The organism is Streptomyces sp. NPDC001348 (assembly GCF_053597535.1).
Map to the genome: position 1 here is coordinate 67583 of NZ_JBSFIK010000008.1, position 18434 is coordinate 86016.

14 protein-coding genes are annotated in these 18434 nt (G+C 71.9%); 7 read left to right on the forward strand and 7 right to left on the reverse strand.

Going from position 1 to position 18434, the window contains the following annotated elements:
- Positions 1-3: 3 nt before the first annotated feature.
- The 3 genes from ACWC21_RS10950 to ACWC21_RS10960 form a co-directional block, all read right to left on the reverse strand.
- Positions 4-969, reverse strand: coding sequence for an LLM class F420-dependent oxidoreductase (locus ACWC21_RS10950; protein ID WP_450880343.1), 966 nt, complete (start codon positions 967-969; stop codon positions 4-6).
- Between the two features lie 115 nt (positions 970-1084).
- A complete protein-coding gene (locus tag ACWC21_RS10955) occupies positions 1085-2554 on the reverse strand; it encodes an FG-GAP repeat protein (protein WP_450880345.1) in 1470 nt (489 codons plus the stop codon).
- A 139-nt stretch (positions 2555-2693) separates the two neighbouring features.
- On the reverse strand, positions 2694-3962 hold the full coding sequence (locus ACWC21_RS10960) for an amidohydrolase family protein (RefSeq protein ID WP_450880347.1): 1269 nt from the start codon (positions 3960-3962) through the stop codon (positions 2694-2696).
- 232 nt (positions 3963-4194) lie between these two features.
- Between ACWC21_RS10960 and ACWC21_RS10965 the strand changes: the two genes are divergently transcribed.
- From ACWC21_RS10965 to ACWC21_RS10975, 3 genes are all read left to right on the forward strand, one after another.
- Positions 4195-7161, forward strand: coding sequence for an AfsR/SARP family transcriptional regulator (locus ACWC21_RS10965; protein WP_450880349.1), 2967 nt, complete (start codon positions 4195-4197; stop codon positions 7159-7161).
- 204 nt (positions 7162-7365) lie between these two features.
- On the forward strand, positions 7366-7548 hold the full coding sequence (locus tag ACWC21_RS10970; protein WP_450880351.1) for a hypothetical protein: 183 nt from the start codon (positions 7366-7368) through the stop codon (positions 7546-7548).
- A 228-nt stretch (positions 7549-7776) separates the two neighbouring features.
- A complete protein-coding gene (locus tag ACWC21_RS10975; RefSeq protein WP_450880353.1) occupies positions 7777-8706 on the forward strand; it encodes a hypothetical protein in 930 nt (309 codons plus the stop codon).
- 814 nt (positions 8707-9520) lie between these two features.
- Here ACWC21_RS10975 and ACWC21_RS10980 read toward each other — a convergent pair.
- Positions 9521-11113, reverse strand: a complete 1593-nt coding sequence (locus ACWC21_RS10980) for a FadD3 family acyl-CoA ligase (protein WP_450880355.1) — start codon at positions 11111-11113, stop codon at positions 9521-9523.
- Between the two features lie 84 nt (positions 11114-11197).
- Here ACWC21_RS10980 and ACWC21_RS10985 point away from each other — a divergent pair, with 84 nt between their 5' ends.
- From ACWC21_RS10985 to ACWC21_RS10995, 3 genes are read left to right on the forward strand one after another with little or no spacing between them, the layout of a single operon-like run.
- On the forward strand, positions 11198-12352 hold the full coding sequence (locus ACWC21_RS10985) for a lipid-transfer protein (RefSeq protein ID WP_450880357.1): 1155 nt from the start codon (positions 11198-11200) through the stop codon (positions 12350-12352).
- Between the two features lie 7 nt (positions 12353-12359).
- Positions 12360-12767, forward strand: coding sequence for a Zn-ribbon domain-containing OB-fold protein (locus ACWC21_RS10990; protein WP_450880359.1), 408 nt, complete (start codon positions 12360-12362; stop codon positions 12765-12767).
- Entirely contained in the window at positions 12764-13555 is a 792-nt protein-coding gene (locus tag ACWC21_RS10995; RefSeq protein ID WP_450880361.1) for an enoyl-CoA hydratase/isomerase family protein, read from the forward strand. The genes ACWC21_RS10990 and ACWC21_RS10995 overlap by 4 nt, the downstream gene beginning before the upstream one ends.
- A 9-nt stretch (positions 13556-13564) precedes the next feature.
- Here the strand turns inward: ACWC21_RS10995 and ACWC21_RS11000 are convergent, their stop codons facing one another.
- The 3 genes from ACWC21_RS11000 to ACWC21_RS11010 all read right to left on the reverse strand — a co-directional run bounded on the left by ACWC21_RS11000 (position 13565) and on the right by ACWC21_RS11010 (position 17550).
- Complete coding sequence (locus ACWC21_RS11000) at positions 13565-14161, reverse strand: hypothetical protein (protein WP_450880363.1); 597 nt, start codon at positions 14159-14161, stop codon at positions 13565-13567.
- A gap of 139 nt (positions 14162-14300) precedes the next feature.
- Entirely contained in the window at positions 14301-16649 is a 2349-nt protein-coding gene (locus ACWC21_RS11005; protein ID WP_450880365.1) for an outer membrane protein assembly factor BamB family protein, read from the reverse strand.
- A gap of 178 nt (positions 16650-16827) precedes the next feature.
- Positions 16828-17550: a VOC family protein gene (locus ACWC21_RS11010; protein ID WP_450880367.1), complete on the reverse strand. Its 723-nt coding sequence runs from the start codon at positions 17548-17550 to the stop codon at positions 16828-16830.
- Between the two features lie 122 nt (positions 17551-17672).
- On the opposite strand from ACWC21_RS11010, the gene ACWC21_RS11015 reads away from it, so the two are divergent.
- Positions 17673-18320 (forward strand): TetR family transcriptional regulator, encoded by a 648-nt coding sequence (locus tag ACWC21_RS11015; RefSeq protein ID WP_450880369.1) that lies wholly within the window; start codon positions 17673-17675, stop codon positions 18318-18320.
- The last annotated feature ends 114 nt before the right edge of the window (positions 18321-18434 follow it).

The following is an 18434-nucleotide window of genomic DNA, read 5'->3' on the forward strand; positions in this document are numbered from 1 at the left end:
GAGTCAGTAGAGTGCGGGGGCCACCTCGGCCCCGAAGGCGCCCATCTGGTCGGTGAGTTCGGTGCGGCTCCGGCAGCGGAAGCGCACCTGGATCTGCTGCACACCCATCGCGCGGTAGGCCCGGAGCGACTCGGCGAGGGCCTCGGGAGCGCCGGTGAGGGTACGGCGGCCGGTGTCCCAGGCGGGCCGGCCGACGTACAGGGGCTCGGTGATCGCGCCGATGGTCAGCGGTGCCTCGATCCCCGCGCGGTTCCTCAGGTCCCGGATGCGGGCGATCTGGGCGGGCAGCCGGTCCCGCGGATCACCCTGCGGCAGCCAGCCGTCGCCCTTGAGGGCGGCCCGGCGCACGGCGGCGGGCGAGGACCCGCCCACCCAGAGGGGAACCCGGGGCTGGGCGGGCCTGGGCAGCTGCCCGAGCCCCTCGAAGTCGTATTCCTTCCCGTGGTGCTCGGGGTACTCCTCCGGCCCCAGGGCGGCCCGGAGCGCGTCGATCGACTCGTCGAGCAGGGCGCCGCGCCGCTCGAAGTCCACCCCCAGCGCCTCGAACTCCTCCCGTACGTGCCCGGCCCCGACCCCGAGGATCAGGCGACCGCCGCTGAGGTGGTCGAGGGTGGCGTACTGCTTGGCGGTGACCAGCGGGTGCCGTAGGCCGACGACCGCGACATGGCTGAGCAGCCGGACGCGCTCGGTGACGGCCGCGAGGTGGGCGAGGGTGGCGACCGGGTCGTACCAGACCGTGCTCATCGCCGGGGCGAGACGCCGCGGGATCGCGACGTGGTCGCAGCAGGCGATGTAGGCGAAGCCGGCGCGGTCGGCGGCGCGGGCGATCTCGACGAGATCGGCGGGAGACGCGTCGGCCTCCCAGGCTTCCGCGTAGAGGGTGCTCTGGGACTGGACGGGGAGCTGGATGCCGTAGGCGAGGCGCTGTTCGGGGCGTTCCTCGCGGCGTTCCTCGGATGGGGCGGGCACGATGACCCCCTCTGCAATGGCTGACGGACCGTCAGTCGACGACCGCTGGGCACATCGTCGTAGCTGACGATCCGTCAGACAAGGGGGCTGCCGCCATGGAACCGTGCGGCCCGCGTCAGCGGGCGAAGCCGTCCCCGAAGTTGGCGTCGGAGACGGGCGCACCGAGGGTGGTGGGCCCGAAGGAGAAGGACCCGGCGGCGGTCGGACCGTTGCCGGTGGAGCGGAAGCCCCAGACGGCGCCGTCGAAGGTGTTCTCACCGTGGGCGGCGGCGTACAGTTCGGCGCGGCCGTCGTGGTCGGTGTCGACCAGCGCGGTGTGGCTGCCGAAGAAGTCGTTCTGCTCGGCCGTGCCGGGCACCCCCGCGGTGTTCTGGTCGAAGGACACGGCACCGGCCCCGGTCAGCCCGCCCTTGCCGCCCCGCAGCACGGTCACGGCGCCCGCCGAGGCGACCCTGCCGATGGCCTCGTTCGGGGAGCCGACGGCGACGTCCCCGTAGCCGTCGCCGTCGACGTCGGCCACGGAGACGCCCCACCCGAAGCCGTCACCGGGCTCGGCGGTGCCGGGCACGCCGGCCGTGTTCTGGCCGATGGTCGTGGTGCGGGAGATGTCCGGCCCGGCGGCCGAGCCGTACACCACCCCGACCTGACCGCCCACGAGCGCCGGGTCCGTCGCGTCCCCCTCGGAACCGTCGAGGGGACGCCCGATGACCAGGTCCGCGTACCCGTCCTTGTTCACGTCGCCGATGCCGAGACTGGCACCGCCGGGGACCCGGCTGCCGCCGGCCTTCTTCAGGATGACCGGGGCGTCGAATCCCTGCCTGGTGCCGTGCAGGTAGGCCACGCTGTGGAACTCGGGCTCCCCGTCCTCGCCGTAGTAGTGGATGAGTCCGACGAGGTCGGTGATGCCGTCGTGGTCCACGTCCCCGGCGGCGATGTCGTCGGTGGCGTAGTCCAGGTCGAACGAGACGCGGCCGGAATGCGCGGCGCCGGCGGTCCGGGTGAACGGACCGCCCAGCAGCCGGGTGTCCGTGGCCAGGTCCAGGTGACCGTCACCGTTGTAGTCACCCACGGCGAGATACCGGGCGTTGATCCGGTCGCCCGCGACACCGGTGGCCACCACCTTCCCGCCGGACAACCCCTGCTTTCCGCCCCAGACGACCGTCAGCGTGCCCGCGTTCTGCACGGACCCGACGTCCTCCCCGCCCGCCCCGACGACCAGGTCCGTGTACCCGTCGCCGTCCAGGTCACCGAGGGCGAGGCCGGAACCGAAGTAGTCGTCGGCCTCGGCGCCGCCGGGTATGCCGGCCGTGTCCTGGCTGATGAGCTGCCGGTGCGAGGTGTCCAGCCCCTGCTTGGAGCCGTACACGACACTCACGTAGCCCGCGCGCGCGTGCCCGCCGACCTTGCCCGAGGAGGCGGCGACGGCGAGGTCCGCGTACCCGTCCCCGTTGAAGTCGGCGCGCACGCTCCGCGCACCGGCGGCCTCCGTGCCGGCCGCGTGCGCGCTCACCGGGCCGACGACGGCCCCGGCGACGGCCACGGCGGCCACGAGTCCGAGACGGGAACGAAACCTGCGCTTGCCCATGTGGAACCCAACTCCCGTTTTCTGTCGGTCGGTGACAGACGGGAGATCCAACGTCCCCAAGATCCCCACGCCGTCGCCCTGTACGACTCGCCGGGCGGCGACGGGGTTGCCCCGGAGGGCGCCGGGAATTCCCCGGCCGTTAACCGGCACCCTTCGCACCGCTCCCGGGCCACAGCCCGTCCTCCGTGAGCCCCAGCAGCCCGATCGCGTTGCCCCGTACGATCCGCTCGACGACATCGGCCGCCAAGTGCCCCATCTGCGCCTCGCCCACCTCACGGGACTTCGGCCAGGTGGAGTCGGAGTGCGGGTAGTCGGTCTCGTACAGGACGTTGCCGACACCGATCGAGTCCAGGTTCCGCAGCCCGAAGGCGTCGTCGAAGAAGCAGCCGTAGACGTGCTCGGCGAAGAGCTCGGAGGGCGGCCGGGTGACCTTGTCGGCGACCCCGCCCCAGGCGCGGTTCTCCTCCCACACCACATCGGCCCGCTCGAGGATGTACGGGATCCAGCCGATCTGCCCCTCCGCGTACATCACCTTCAGGTTCGGGAACCGCTCGAACTTGCCGCTCATCAGCCAGTCGACCATCGAGAAGCAGCAGTTGGCGAAGGTGATGGTGGAGCCGACGGCGGGCGGCGCGTCGGCGGAGGTGGACGGCATACGGCTACTGGAGCCGATGTGCATGGCGACGACCGTGCCCGTCTCGTCGCACGCGGCGAGGAAGGGGTCCCAGTCGTCGGTGTGGACGGAGGGCAGCCCGAGGTGCGGGGGTATCTCGGAGAACGCGACGGCCCGGACCCCGCGGGCCGCGTTCCGCCGGACCTCGGCGGCGGCCAGCTCGGCGTCCCACAGGGGAATGAGGGTGAGCGGTATGAGCCGCCCCCGCGCCGCGGGCCCGCACCACTCCTCCACCATCCAGTCGTTGTAGGCCCGCACGCACAGCAGCCCCAGCTCACGGTCCTTCGCCTCGGTGAAGGTCTGCCCGCAGAACCGCGGGAAGGTGGGGAAGCACAGGGCCGACCGCACATGGTTGACGTCCATGTCGGCGAGGCGGGCGGGCACATCGTACGACCCCGGCCGCATCTGCTCGTACGTGATCACCTCGAGCCTGATCTCGTCCCTGCTGTAGCCGACGGCGGTGTCGAGACGGGTGAGGGGCCGGTGCAGATCCTCGTACACCCACCAGTCACCGACCGGCCCGTCGTCGCCCGGCGCCCCCATGACGGGCGCGAACCGGCCACCGAGGAAGGTCATCTCCTTCAGCGGGGCGCGGACGATGCGAGGGCCTATGTCCCGGTACTTCCCGGGGAGCCGGTCCCGCCAGACGCGCGCGGGCTCCACGGTGTGGTCGTCGACGGAGATGATCAGCGGGAACTCGGGGCGTGTCTCCTGGGCGGCGCTGTCAGTGTCCATGACGGCCACCGTAGCGCTGATCTGACGCTCCGTCAGCAACGCTGGACCGCGCTCCTTCGTGATCGTCCGGGGGTCTCGATGGTGAGGTCTGTGCGGAACTGTGCGCAGAGCATGTGAGGGGGTTGTGCACTCCCGTGAGTCGGCCTGTGATCGGCGTCTCCCACGGCTGACGCATCCACCCCGAACAAGGCAAACTGACGTAGTTGTTCGGGATGCCTAGGGGGACCAACGCATGGACGGTGTACCGCGAGTACCGGAGCAGCGGCGCCCCGGCTCCTCCTCGGGGGAACCTGCGGCGTTGCGCTTCAGTGTGCTCGGTCCGGTGCGCGCCTGGCGCGGCGACGAACCGCTCAGCACCGGCTCCCCCCAGCAGCGCGCCCTGCTCGCCGCCCTGCTGCTGCGCGAGGGCCGCACGGCGACCGCCGCCGAACTGATCGACGCCCTGTGGGGCAGCGAGCCGCCCTCGCAGGCCCTGGCGGCGGTCCGCACGTACGCCTCGCGCCTGCGCAAGGTGCTCGACCCCGGCGTCCTGGTGAGCGAGTCCGGCGGCTACGCGGTCCGCGCGCCGGCCGAGGGCGCGCTGGACCTGCTGGTCGCTCAGGACCTCGCGGCGGAGGCGGAGAAGGCGCGCGGCGCCGCCGACCTGTGCCATGCGCGGGAGGTACTGAACCGGGCACTCGGCCTGTGGGACGGCGAGGCCCTGGCCGGTGTGCCCGGCCCGTACGCGGAGGCGCAGCGGGTCCGCCTGGAGGAATGGCGCCTGTCGCTGCTGGAGTCCCGCCTGGACATGGACCTGGAACAGGGCTGCCACGCCGAGGCGGTGTCGGAACTGACGGCGCTCACGGCGGCGCACCCGCTCCGGGAACGGCTGCGCGAACTGCTGATGCTCGCCCTGTACCGGAGCGGCCGCCAGGCGGAGGCGCTGGCGGTGTACGCCGACACCCGCCGCCTGCTGGCCGAGGAACTGGGCGTGGACCCCCGCCCGGACCTCCGCGAACTCCAGCAGCGCATCCTCCAGGCCGACCCGGCGCTCGCCGAGCCCTCGGCGCCGGTGGCGGAACCGGCGGTCGTACCGGTACGTCCGGCGCAACTCCCAGCGACCGTGCCCGACTTCACGGGCCGTGACGCCTTCGTGGGTGAACTGAGCGAGGTACTGGCCTCCGCGTCCGAGACGGCGGGCGGCGGCCGGGTGATGGCCGTGTCGGCACTGGCCGGCATCGGAGGCGTGGGCAAGACGACACTCGCCGTCCACGTGGCCCACCAGGCCCGATCCGCCTTCCCCGACGGCCAGTTGTACGTCGACCTGCAGGGCGCGGGAGCACGGGCGGCGGAACCGGAGACGGTACTGGGCTCGTTCCTGCGGGCGCTCGGCACGGCGGACTCCGCCATCCCCGACTCCCTGGAGGAGCGCGCAGCCCTGTACCGGTCGGTACTGGACGGGCGGCGGGTGCTGGTGCTGCTGGACAACGCCCGGGACGCGGCCCAGGTACGGCCCCTGCTGCCCGGCACCGAGGGCTGCGCGGCACTCGTGACATCCCGCGTCCGGATGGTCGACCTGGCGGGCGCGCACCTGGTCGACCTGGATGTGATGTCCCCCGACGAGGCGCTGTCGCTGTTCACGAAGATCGTGGGCGAGGAGAGGGTGGCGTCCGAGCGGGAAGCGGCGCTGGACGTGGTGGCGGCTTGCGGCTTCCTGCCGTTGGCGATCCGGATCGCGGCGTCCCGGCTGGCGGCCCGCCGGACCTGGACGGTGTCCGTACTGGCGGCCAAGCTCGCGGACGAGCGGCGACGACTGGACGAGCTCCAGGCGGGCGACCTGGCGGTCAAGGCGACCTTCGAACTCGGCTACGGCCAACTGGAGCCGGCCCAGGCCCGCGCCTTCCGCCTCCTGGGTCTGGCGGACGGCCCGGACATGTCCCTGGCGGCGGCAGCCGCGGTCCTGGACCTCCCGACGGAGGAGACCGAGGACCTGCTGGAGGCCCTGGTCGACACGTCCCTGCTGGAGTCGGCGGCGCCGGGACGCTACCGCTTCCATGATCTGGTCCGGCTCTACGCGCGTGCTTGTGCGGAGAGGGACGAGCAGCCGCCTAGCGAGCGGGATGCGGCTATGTCGCGGTTGCTGGACTTTTACCTGGCGACGACTGCGGGGGTGTATGCCATTGAGCGGCCGGGGGACCGGACAGTCGTTCACCTGGAATCGACCTCGTACCAAGGGCTCGATTTCAGAGACAGGAACGATGCCCTCGACTGGCTGTTCACCGAGGCGCAATGCCTTCTGGCCTGTGCCCAGCAACAGTCGAGGGACGGCAGACTGCGACGTGCCGTCGATCTGCTCTGGGCCGCCAAGGACCTGGCGGAGTCGGGTGCGAACGCCAAGCAGTACGAATCCGCCGCATTGGTGCTGCGGGACGCTGCGCTGGCTGCGGGGGACGTTCGTGCGGAGTGTCGAGCCCGCACCGCGCTCTCCAACGTCCACCTGGTCGCCGGGCGTTACTCAGAGGCTGACCAGGAGGCTGGGCAGGCCATCGAACTGGCCGACAGGGCAGGCGACATGACGCCCATCAGCTGGGCTTCCACCGACCGTGGGATCATCGCCCTCAACCAGGGCCGTTACGAGGAGGCGGAGCGCCTCCTGACCACCGCCCGAGACGGCTATCGGGCGGACGGGAATCGTCCGGGTGAGGCCAGCGCCCTCTGCAACCTGTCGCAGCTTCACCAGCGCATGAACCGTACCGAGAGCGCAATCGCCCTGGCCCAAAACGGCGTGGAAATCTTCCAGCAGCTGGGGCTCACCTTGCGCCTGGCCAATGGCCGCTACGCGCTAGGCGTCGCCCTCACACGAGCCGGGCGGCTGGCGGAAGGCCTCGCTCAGCTGACAGAGGCACTGGTGATGTTCGGCAGCAACCGGCAGCGCCTGTGGGAAGGGACCGCCCATTTCCGCATCGCGCAGTTGCACCTCGCCGCTCAGCGCCCCGCTCAGGCAGCCCAACACGCCGAGCAGGCGCTTGCGATCGGATTCATCGGCGGCGACCTGATCCGAGGTAGCGTGCTGAACACCCTGGGCAAGAGCCTCAGCACACTGGGCCAGTCAGACCGTGCCCGCGCTTGTTGGCTGGAGGCTCTGACCCTCCTTGAGCGGTCGGGCACCCCTGAGGCCTCGGAAGTGCGACGCCTGCTCACTCCCCTTGATGCAGCATGACCCCCTGTCCAGGGACGTTCATCGAACGTTTATGACCGCACGTCATGCTCAACCTGTCGATCCGTCGCCACGGGGGGCAGACGGGTCACCCAGGGGCTCACTGGGGGGTGAGCTCCAGCCCGATCCTCTGTCCGGCGATACTCGGGGGAGTCGCCGGACAGAGGCATCTGTCAACTCTTTCGCCACGCCTAGGGGGCCATTGCCGTGAGCAAGCCTGAGAAGAACCCGACCGAAGTCACCACGATGGAGAACCACTCGCCGGTCCCGCCCTCCGGTGCCGAGGCCACAGTGCTGGACAACCAGTCGCCCACGCCGGCCGAAGAGAAGATCACGACCCTCGAGAACCACTCGCCCGTGCCGCCCGCCCTGGACCTGGACGGCAAGTAGACCTCCATCCCGACGGGGATCGGCCGCGGCAGCGCGGAGGGGAGCTGCCGCGGCCGAGGCGTGCCCGGAACGGAAACCCAGGGCCGCGGGCGGCGGGTTCCGCCCGCACGCCAGGTGCTGCACTTCCGTCCCGCCCGCTTGGACCACCTTCCTCGGCTCCCTGAAGGACTGACCCGCCGGTTATCCACAGGCCAGGCGGCGAGCCGGGGATTCTGCGATCTTGGCCGGGTGGAACGGAGGGACTTACGAGCGCTGGCCGACAGGGGCGTCCTTCTCACCTCGCGAGCCGTCGCGGCCGGCTGGCCGCGACGGGACCTCACACGTGCGCTACGGAGCGAGGGCTGGACCAAGCTCCAGTACGGCGTCTGGGCCGAGCCGGGGCGGACCGTGGATCTCCTCACCCGGCTGCGGGCGGTGCAGCTCCTCGAACCCCGGCTGGTCGTGAGCCACCGCTCAGCGGCGCCGATCTGGCGGATCGAGACCCTCACCGGCGCCTCCGAAGCATCCCTGGAGTTCACCGACCCGCAGCTCACTCTCCGTCGTGAGGGCCGCGGCGTCCGCGTGTACCGGCTGCCGCTCGGCCCGCAGGAAGTGTGGGAACGACACGGGCTGCGGCTCACGCCCCCGGCCCGTACGCTCGCCGACCTGCTCCGCGCCGGCCCGAGGGACGAAGCGGTCGTCGCCGTGGACTCCGCCCTCTCCGAGCGGAGGGTCCGCGGGCTCCGCCGCGTCCCGATCATCGTGGCTGACGCGATCGCCAACGCCCTCTCGGAAACCTCGCTCGGTGCGGCCAGGGGCCGCGAGTGGCTGCGGCTGGCCGACCCTCTCGCCGGATCACCCGCCGAGACGATCGCCCGCCTGCGCATGCACGACGCCGGGCTCCACCCCGACAGCCAGGCGGAGGTACGCACCCCGAACGGCCGGCGCCGCTACCTCGACTTCCTCTTCCGGAGGGAGGGGCTGGGCGTGGAGATCGAGGGCTACGCCTACCACGGCACCCGCGACGCCCACCGCCAGGACATCGTCCGCTTCAACCAGCTCCTCCAGTGCCCGGAGATCCGCAGCCTCCTCCGCTTCAGTGCCGCGGACGTCTTCTACCGGCCCGACTACATGCTCGCGGAGATCCGGGCCGCCCTGGGGGCACTGGCCGCCGGTTGAGCGGTGACCGTGGGGCCGCCCGCTTCTTCGTGATGGTCGTGCTTCCACGACCCGAGTAAAGGGCGCTTCGCGTCGCCTTCGGCGATCGGCCTGCGGCCGACCCTTGACTCGGCTCGCTCCAGCCCGTGGAAGAAGCGAGCGGGCAGCCCGGGAAAGCGGGGGCCCGGGTGGGCGGTCCCACCGGTCGGCTGGACTCTGGACCGGGGTCGGGGACGCGATCGCGCCTCGCCAGCACGCCGGGTCGGCTCGGCGGCGATCGGCGAGTGGGGCCGCGCGGTCGGCTGGTGGAAGGGTGGGGCGTCTCTGGCGGCTGACGGTTGGCGGTTGGCGTCCGGTCGCCGACTCGCCGGCCCCCCACCCACGACCACCGCCCAGAACGAACAGATCCGCCAAGGAGGTGGGGGTCCTGGCGTGATTGGCAGGAATGGGCACCACCCCAGCCCCGTGGCCTGCCGGCTTGTCGTCCGCCCCGCGCCCATTCCTGCCAATCACCGAATGATGCGTTTCTGCTGGGACTTGTGGGACTCAAGTGCAAGGCGAGCCCCCCACTCGCCGATCGCCGCTTGGCCCACCCGGCGTGCAGGCGAGGTGCGCTCGCGCCCGCAATCCCGGTCCACAGCCCAGCCGACGGGAGGGGCCGCCCTACCCCGGGCCCCGCTTTCCTCGGGCTGCCCGCTCGCTTCTCATCCGGGCTGGAGTGGTCCGGGTCAAGGGTGGCCCGAAGGGCCATCGGCGCAGCCGACGCGCAGCGCCCTTGACGCGGGCCGCGGAAGCCCGACAATGCGAAAGAAGCGGGCGGCCCCACGGCAACCGCTCAACCGGGGCTGCGCAGTTCCCCCTTCAGCACCTTGCCGCTCGCGTTCCTCGGTAGGGCTCGGACGAACTCCACAGCCCTCGGCACCTTGTAGTTCGCCATCTCTCTGCGCGCCCAGGCGATCAGGTCGTCCCCGGTCACCACCGACCCCGGTCGGCGGACCACGAACGCCTTGCCCACCTCGCCCAACCGGGCGTCCGGGACGCCGATCACCGCGACGTCCGCGACGTCCGGGTGCAGGCCCAGGAGTTGCTCTATTTCCGCCGGGTAGGCGTTGAAGCCGCCGACTATGTACATGTCCTTGACGCGGTCGGTGATGCGGAGGTTGCCGGCGCCGTCCAGGACGCCCACGTCGCCGGTGCGCAGCCAGCCGTCCTCCGTGATCGCCTCCGCGGTGGCCGCCTCGTCCTCGTAGTAGCCCCGCATGACGTTGAAGCCCCGGACCAGGACTTCGCCCGGGGTGCCTGCGGGGGCCGGTGACCCGGCCGCGTCCACCACCTTCACCTCCGTCCCGGGTATCGCCCGGCCCGACGTCGACGCGATCAGCGACGGGTCGTCGCCACGGCGGCACATCGTCACCATGCCGCTCGCCTCCGAGAGGCCGTAGGCCGTGAGGACCGTGCCCACTCCCAGCTCACCGCGCAGGCGTTCCACCAGGCGCAACGGGACGACGGCCGCCCCGGTCACCACGAGCCTCAGCGTCGAGAGGTCGTGGGTGTCCCTCGCCGGGTGGTCGAGGAGGGACTGGTGGAGGGTCGGGGGGCCCGGCAGCACCGACACCCGCTCCGCCGCCATGTTCGCCAGTGCCGTGTCCACGTTGAAGACCGGCTGGGGGATCATCGTCGCCCCGCGCGTCAGGCAGGCGATCACGCCGGCCTTGTAGCCGAACGTGTGGAAGAACGGGTTCACGATCAGGTAGCGGTCGGACGAGCGCAGGCCCGCCAGGTCCGCCCAGATGTCGTACGCCGTCAGGGTCTGCCCGTGCGTGATCATCGCGCCCTTGGGGCGGCCCGTCGTGCCCGACGTGAAGACGATGTCCGAGAGGGAGGAGCCCGTCACCCTGTCGGCCCGGCGTCCGACCTCCGTCTTCCCGACCCCCTCCCCGCCCGCCAGGAAGTCCTTCCACGTATGGAATCCCGGTGGCGCGTCCTCCGACAGGACCACCACCCGGTCCAGTTCCGGCAGCCCCGGCAGCGGGCCCTCCCCCGGCCCTTCCCCCGCCGCCCGTCGCAGTGACGCCACGTACGACGTGCCGAGGAACGTTCCCGTCACGAACAGCATCCGGGCCCCGCTCCTCCCCAGCACGTCCGCCGCTTCCGTGCCCTTGAAGCGCGTGTTCAGCGGTACGAGCACCGCGCCCGCGGACACCGCCCCCAGGGCCGCGACGATCCAGTCGAGGGAGTTGGGGGCCCACACCCCAACCCGGTCGCCCACCTCCACCCCGCTCGCGATGCAGGCCGCCGCCGCGCGTTCCACCCGGGCACCCAGTTCCCCGTACGAGACCCGGCTGCGGCCGTCGACCACCGCCTCGGCGGTCGCGTACCGCTCGGCCGACCACCGCACCAGGTCCGGAATCGTGTCCCAGTCACCCACAGCAGACCTCCCCACACGGAGCTGACTGACCGTCAGATTAGCTGTAACCTGACGGCCTGTCAGCAGATGAGAGGCAGGTACACCGTGGCAGGACCAGGGCTGAAAGACGCCACCGCCATCGTGGGGATCGGGCAGACCGGCTTCGCCAAGCGGCTCCCCGAGGACGAGAAGACCCTCGCCTGCCGTGCCGTCCTGGCCGCCCTCGACGACGCCGGGATCGACCCCGGCGAGGTGGACGCCCTCGCCTCCTACACCATGGAGGAGACCGATGAGGTGGAGCTCGCGAAGGCCGTCGGGTTCGGGGACCTCACCTTCTTCAGCAAGGTGGGGTACGGGGGCGGCGGCTCCTGTGCCACCGTCGCGCATCTCGCCGCCGCCATCGCCTCCGGGCAGGCCACCGTCGGGGTCGCCTGGCGGTCGAGGAAGCGCGGTTCCGGGCCGCGGCCCTGGACCAACACCGCCGTCCAACTGCCCACGCCCGGTCAGTGGACCCGGCCCTTCGGCCTGCTCCGGCCCGCCGACGAGATCGCCATGCTCACGCGGCGCTACATGCACGAGTACGGCGCCACCCGGGACCACCTCTTCAACGTCGCCCTCGCCTGCCGGAACCGGGCCAACCAGAATCCGGCGGCCGTGATGTACGAGCGGCCCCTCACCCGGGAGATGTACATGACCGCCCGGTGGATCAGCGAGCCGCTCTGCCTCTTCGACAACTGCCTGGAGACGGACGGGGCCCTCGCCTGCGTGGTCGTCGGCAGGGAACGCGCCCGGGACTGCCGGCACGCCCCCGTCTACGTCCACTCCGCCGCCCAGGGGCTGCCCGCCCAGCACCACGGCATGGTCAACTACTGGAACGACGACCCGCTCACCGGACCCGCCTGGACCGCCGCCCGGCACCTGTGGAAGCACGCCGACTTCACTCCCGACGACGTGGACGTGGCGCAGATCTACGACGCCTTCACCGCCCTCATACCGCTGTCGCTGGAGGGATACGGCTTCTGCGGGAGGGGAGAAGGCGGGGCGTTCACCGAGGGAGGTGCCCTCGAGACAGGCGGGCGGCTGCCCATCAACACCGGCGGGGGCGGGCTCTCCGAGGCCTATGTGCACGGCTTCAACCTGATCAACGAGGGCGTGAAGCAGTTGCGCGGGACCAGTACCGCGCAGGTGCCCGGTGCCGCCACCTGTCTCGTGACCGCCGGTGAAGGGGTTCCGACGTCCGCGCTGCTGCTGAGGAGTTGATCGCACCGTGCTGCATCCCGTCATCGACAACGACGGCGCCCCCTTCTGGCGGTACGCCGCCGAGGGGGAGTTGCGTGTCCAGGCCTGCGCCGACTGTGGGGAACTCCGCTTTCCGCCCCGCCCGTGCTGTCCGCACTGCCGGTCCTTCGCCTGCGAGTGGCGGGTCACCTCGGGGCGCGGGCGGGTCTGGTCGTACGTCGTGCCGCATCCGCCGCTGCTGCCGGAGTACGCCGCGCAGGCGCCGTACAACGTGATCGTCGTGGAGCTGGACGACGCGCCGCGCGTACGGCTCGTCGGGAATCTCGTCAGCCGTGCGGGGGCGCCGCTCGATTCCTTGGATCCGCAGTCGGTGCGGATCGGCGCCCGGGTGCGGGTCGTGTTCGCCGACGGGCTGCCCCAGTGGGTTCTGGCGTGAACGCTCCACAGTGGAAGACGCTGCGTCTCGACACCGACAAGGACACCGGCGTCGCCGTCGTCACCCTCGACCGGCCCGAGCGGCTCAACGCCGTCGATCTGGAGATGGCTGACGAACTCCGAGCGCTGTGGCGTGGGTTGCGGTTCGACGACAGCGTGCGGGCCGTCGTGCTCACCGGGGCCGGTGAACGCGCCTTCTGTACCGGGATCGACCGGGACGTGGTCGTGCCGCAGCCCTCGTCGCCGTACATGCAGGACGATCCGTTGCTGACGGTCGGGCCGAAGGCGAACGACCTGTGGAAGCCGGTCGTGGCCGCCGTGCGCGGGATGGCGTGCGGTGGCGCCTTCTACCTGCTGGGCGAGTGCGAGTTCGTCGTCGCGGACGCGACGGCGGCCTTCTTCGACCCGCACACGACGTACGGCATGGTCAGCGCCTACGAGTCCGTGCTCATGGCCCAGCGGATGCCGTACGGCGAGGTCGCTCGGATGGTGCTCATGGGCAACGCCGAGCGGATCGGGGCGCGGCGGGCCCATGAGATCGGGCTCGTTTCCGAAGTCACCGGGGAGGGTGAGGCGTTGGCGGGTGCCGTGCGGTGTGCCGAGGTCATCGCGCGGTGTCCCGCCGAGGCGGTGCAGGGGACCGTTCGGGCGCTGTGGGCGGCCAAGGAAGCGGCGCGTGCGCAGGCGTTCGCGCAGGCGCCGCATCTCATCGCGCTGGGGAATCTGGCAGCGGAGCGGCAGGCCGAGCTGTTCGCCGGGAGGCGCAGTGGTGGGTTCCGGGTGCGGTGAACGCGGCGGTCACTCCACTTCGGCCTCCGGGGCCACCCGGCAGTGGTCGATCCCGGTTCCGACGCTCCCGGGGGGCTTCACCCGGACCTGCGTCGTGCCCTTCGCGGGGACGGTGACGTACTCGAAGCCGTGGTCGATCTCGGTGTCGGAGTGGTCGCGGAAGGAGACGTCGACGCTGAAGGCGGCCTTGCGGCCGTTCGGGTTCCTCACCTCGACCGTGGCGTACGGCCTCTTCTCGGTCGCGCAGCTGATCAGCTTCGTCTCGGCGTTCTCCAGCGGTTTGCCCCTCCCGCCGGAAGGGGTGGAGGTGGCCCGGTGGGTCGGGCGCCGCGTGTAGTAGCCCCCTCCGGTGCTTCCGCTCGTGCCGCTGCTGCCGTAACTGTCGTCGTCCGAGTCGCCGTACGAGCCGTCGCCCGAGTCGCCGTACGATCCCCCGCCCGACGTTGAGGTGGAGGTGTCGTGGTCCTGGCGGTCACTGCTGCACCCGCCGCCCCCGCCGCCGCTTCCGTGACGGCTGTGGTGGCGGCCCGTGGAGAAGCCAGTGAGGCTGAGCACCAGGAAGGCGAGTACGGCCGTGAACCTGAGCGTGCGCGTTCGTCCGGTCATGTGGTCAGCGTATCCAGCCGTGTGCACCGCGTGGCGGCTGCCCGGCGCCGGGGGTAGCGTCAGCCGTGGACGGCCGCCGTCCGCAGCCCCTTCCGTGCGACTACTGGCACGGCGGCCGTCCCCGAGAAGCCACGTCAGGTCACGCCGTCCGCGCGGTCCCCGTCCCCTTCTCCGCGTCCAGCGCGTACACGCAGCGGTCCTTGCTGCAGGCGTACACCACCCCGTCCTTGACGACGGGGGAGCCGGTGATCTCGCCGCCGGTGGCGAGTTTCCAGCGCAGGCGGCCGTCGTCGGCCTTGAGGGTGTACAGCAGGTGGTCCGTCGAGCCGAAGTGGATGCGGCCCTCCGCCACCGCGGGGGCGCCCACCACGTCGCCGCCCGCCTGGAAGCGCCACTTCGGCGTGCCGGTGACGGCGTCCAGGGTGTAGAGGCCCTTGCCGCTGCCGACGTGGACGTGGCCCGCGGCGACGAGCACCGGCTCGATCGACGCACGGGACTCGGTGGCGATGCGCCAGCGGTCGCGGCCGTCGGTGGCGTCGAGGGCGTAGACGGTGCCGAGGTAGTCGGCGAGGTAGATGCCGCCGCCGGTGACCGCGGGGCCGGGGGCGAAGGTGGGCGGGCACAGGAAGGCGGCGGGGGCCTCGAAGTGCCAGCGCACCATGCCGCTCAGGACGTCGACGGCGAGGACGCGGGTGCCGGCGGAGATGTAGACGTGGCCGTCGGGGGCGTGGGTGAGCCGGACCGGTACGCCGCCGCAGGAGGCGGCGTCGCCGATGGGGTACGACCAGCGTTCCTCGCCGGTGCGGGCGTCGAGGGCGCGCAGCCGGGCGTCCTGCCAGACGAAGGCGGTGCCGTCGTGCAGGGCGGGGCCGGCCTCGGGGGACTCGAAGTCGGTCTGGCAGCCGGTGATCTCCCACAGCTTCTGCCCGTTGGAGGCTTCCCAGGCCTGTACGCCGCCACCGCGGGTGCCGGTGAGGACGGTGCCCCGGTCGGCCGCGAGGGAGTACACCCAGGCGTCGGTGGACAGCCGCCACAGGTCGGTGCCCTCGCGGCAGTCCAGGGCGAAGAGGGTGGGGCCGTCGGAGGCGTGGATGCGGCCGTCGGCGACCGCCATGGACCAGGCGACGTCCCGGGTCTTGAAGCGGCGGCGGCCGGTCGCGACGTCCAGGGCGTGCACCTCGAAGGAGGTGACGTAGACGAGGTCGCCGTCGACGGCGGGGGTGCCCCAGACGTCGTTGGACATGCGGAAGCGCCAGGGCCGCCAGCCGGACGCCGTCTCCGGCGGTGCGGGCGGGGGCGCCGGTACGGCGGGGTCGGCGCCGTTGACGCCGGGGCGGGGGCGGGACCAGCTGGAGACCAGGCCGGCCTCGGGCGGGGGTGCCTTGACGGCGGCGGCGCGGGTGTCGGAGACGCGGGGGCCGGGGCCGATGGGCACCTTGGCGCCGGCGAGCCGGACGGGGCCGGTGTCGGGGGCGCCGACGGGGGCCGGTGCGGGGCCGGGTGCCGGGACGGCGGGGTCGTACGACGGCGGCGGGGGCAGTGCGGGCCGGCCGCCGCTGAGGGGGCCGGCCGGGGACGGCTTGGCCGCCGGGCGGCCGCCGCGCCGGGACTCGATGAGGGCGACGGCCTTCTCCGGCAGCCAGGCGGAGGCGGTGCCGCTGTCGTCGGAGCCGGAGCCGAAGAGGTGGGGGGCGAGCTGGGCCTGGAGGTCGGCGGGGTTGGGGCGGGCCGTGGCCTCCATCTGCATGCAGGACTCGATGAGCGGGCGCAGCTCGTCCGGGAGGCCTTCGAGGTCGGGGCCCTCGCGCAGCAGCATGAAGACGGTCTCGACGGGGTTGGCGCCGTGGAAGGGCGGGTGTCCGGTGGCGGCGAAGACGAGCATGGAGCCCAGCGAGAAGACGTCGCTGGCGCCGGTGACGCTGCGGGAGTCCTTCGCCTGCTCGGGGGACATGTAGGCGGGAGTGCCGACGGCCACGTTCGTCATCGTCAAACGGGTGTTCGAAACGCCGGACGCGATACCGAAGTCGATCACCCGGGGGCCGTCCTCGACCACGAGCACGTTCGAGGGCTTCAGGTCGCGGTGGACCAGTCCCGCGCCGTGGATCGACTGCAGGGCCTCCGCGACGCCCGCCGCGAGCCAGCGCACCGCCTGGGCCGGCAGCGGCCCGCAGTCGTTCACTATCTCCTCGAGGGAGGGCGCCGGGACGTAGGCGGTGGCCAGCCACGGCACGGCGGCGCGCGGGTCGGCGTCGACGACCGCGGCCGTGTAGAAGCCGGAGACCGCCCGGGCCGCCTCCACCTCACGTGTGAAGCGGACACGGAACAGCTGGTCCTCGGCGAGCTCCGTACGGACCGTCTTGATCGCCACGCGCCGGCCGGACGCCGAGCGCGCGAGATAGACCAGCCCCATGCCGCCGGCACCCAGCCGGCCGAGCACCTCGAACGGCCCGATCCGCCGCGGATCGTGCTGCGTCAGCTGATCCACCACTTGCCTGCCACCTCCCCGTACGAGCCGCGTCACCCACATATGTACGCGACCCCGTGCAGCGTCTCACCACCGCACCGCCATGGCGGCACGCACCCCGATTCTTCCTGGCCGGGGACCATGTTGCGAACCCGGCGACCAATCGGGATGTCTCCCGACAAAGAGGGCGAAAACCCTGTTTTCAGCGGGCGAGCAGTGCGAAGGACGCCCCCTGATTGTCGGTGACGACGGCCACGGTTCCGTACGAAGCCTCGAAAGGGCCGGCCTGTACCCGCCCGCCGAGCCGCTGCACCGCCCCGAGCGCGTCCCGGAGGTCGTCCACCCGGAAGTGGACGAGGAAGTGCGGGGGCATCTCGGCCGGGAAGACGTCGGAGACCGGGGCGCGGCCGAAGTCGGGCTCGGCGTCGGTGCCGAAGAGGGCGTCGTGGAAGAGACCGCCGTAGAAGGCGTTGGCCCGCTCGGTGTCGCGGGTGTAGAGCTCGGCCCAGACGAAGGTGCCGGGTGCGTGGCGGCGGACGAACCCGGGGTGGACGCCCGGCTGCCAGAGGCCGAAGACGGCGCCCCCGGGGTCGGCGGCCAGCGCGGCCGTGCCCAGGTCACCGAGGCGCAGGGGCGCCATGACGACCTGCCCGCCGGCCACGGCGATCCGCCGGCAGAGGGCCTCGGCGTCCGGGGTGGCGAAGTACACGGTCCAGACGGTGGGCATCCGGCCATCGGTCTTCGGCGCGAGGGCAGCGACGGGCCGGCCCTCCAGCCGAGCCCATACGGAGGTGCCGTACGCCTCCTCGAAGGCCCACCCGAAGAGCTCCCCGTAGAACCGCTCCCCGGCCGCCACGTCGGACAGCTGCGCGTCCACCCAGCACGGGACGCCCTCTCCGTACACCGATGCCCTGTTTTCGGCCATGCCGCCAAAGTAGCCCCGGCGCGCGCACCGCGCAGACCAGGCACACCACCCTTCTCACGCCCGTGCACCCCATTTGCAGTCGGCCGAATAGCGCTGGAGTCCCCCCTCGGTAAGCTGACGTCATGACAGGACAAGTGCGTACCGTCGACGGCCGCGTGGCCGGTCGGCGTGGGCAGGCGACCCGGCAGAAGCTGCTCGACTGCCTCAGCGAGATGCTCAGCTCCTCCCCTTACCGGGACGTCAAGGTCATCGATGTCGCCCGGAAGGCGGGCACTTCGCCCGCGACCTTCTACCAGTACTTCCCGGACGTCGAGGGCGCCGTCCTGGAGATCGCCGAGCAAATGGCCGCGGAGGGAGCCGGGTTGACCGAGCTGCTCGCCGGACGGTCCTGGGCGGGCCGGTCGGGCTGGCAGACCGCGCAGGAACTCGTGGACGGCTTCCTCGAGTTCTGGCGCAAGCACGACGCCATCCTGCGCGTCGTGGACCTTGGTGCCGCCGAGGGGGACAAACGGTTCTACAAGATCCGCATGAAGATCCTGAACTCGGTGAACAACTCCCTGGCGGAGTCCATCGCCGAACTCCAGGCCAAGGGCAGGGTCGACAAGGACGTGAACCCGGCGGCGATCGCGGGCTCCCTGGTCGCGATGCTCGCGGCGGTGGCCGGACACCAGAAGGGCTTCTCGTCGTGGGGCGTGAAGCAGGCCGAACTGAAGCCGAACCTGGCGCTGTTGGTGCACCTGGGCGTGACGGGCAGAAAGCCGACGAGATAGACCGCCCGGCGGTCCTCTCTTCCCCCCCGGCTTCAAGTCCTGTCTGCCAGGCGGTGGTCCACGCGAGTGGGCCACCGCCTGTCGCGCTTTCCGCCCGGGCAAACGCTTGCACCG

Excerpts from the sequence above, each read along its gene's own strand:
- ACWC21_RS10965 (WP_450880349.1), top strand. The coding sequence starts at position 4,195 with ATGGACGGTGTACCGCGAGTACCGGAGCAGCGGCGCCCCGGCTCCTCC.
- ACWC21_RS11000 (WP_450880363.1), bottom strand. The coding sequence starts at position 14,161 with ATGACCGGACGAACGCGCACGCTCAGGTTCACGGCCGTACTCGCCTTC.
- ACWC21_RS10960 (WP_450880347.1), bottom strand. The coding sequence starts at position 3,962 with ATGGACACTGACAGCGCCGCCCAGGAGACACGCCCCGAGTTCCCGCTG.
- ACWC21_RS11015 (WP_450880369.1), top strand. The coding sequence starts at position 17,673 with ATGACAGGACAAGTGCGTACCGTCGACGGCCGCGTGGCCGGTCGGCGT.
- ACWC21_RS10955 (WP_450880345.1), bottom strand. The coding sequence starts at position 2,554 with ATGGGCAAGCGCAGGTTTCGTTCCCGTCTCGGACTCGTGGCCGCCGTG.
- ACWC21_RS11010 (WP_450880367.1), bottom strand. The coding sequence starts at position 17,550 with ATGGCCGAAAACAGGGCATCGGTGTACGGAGAGGGCGTCCCGTGCTGG.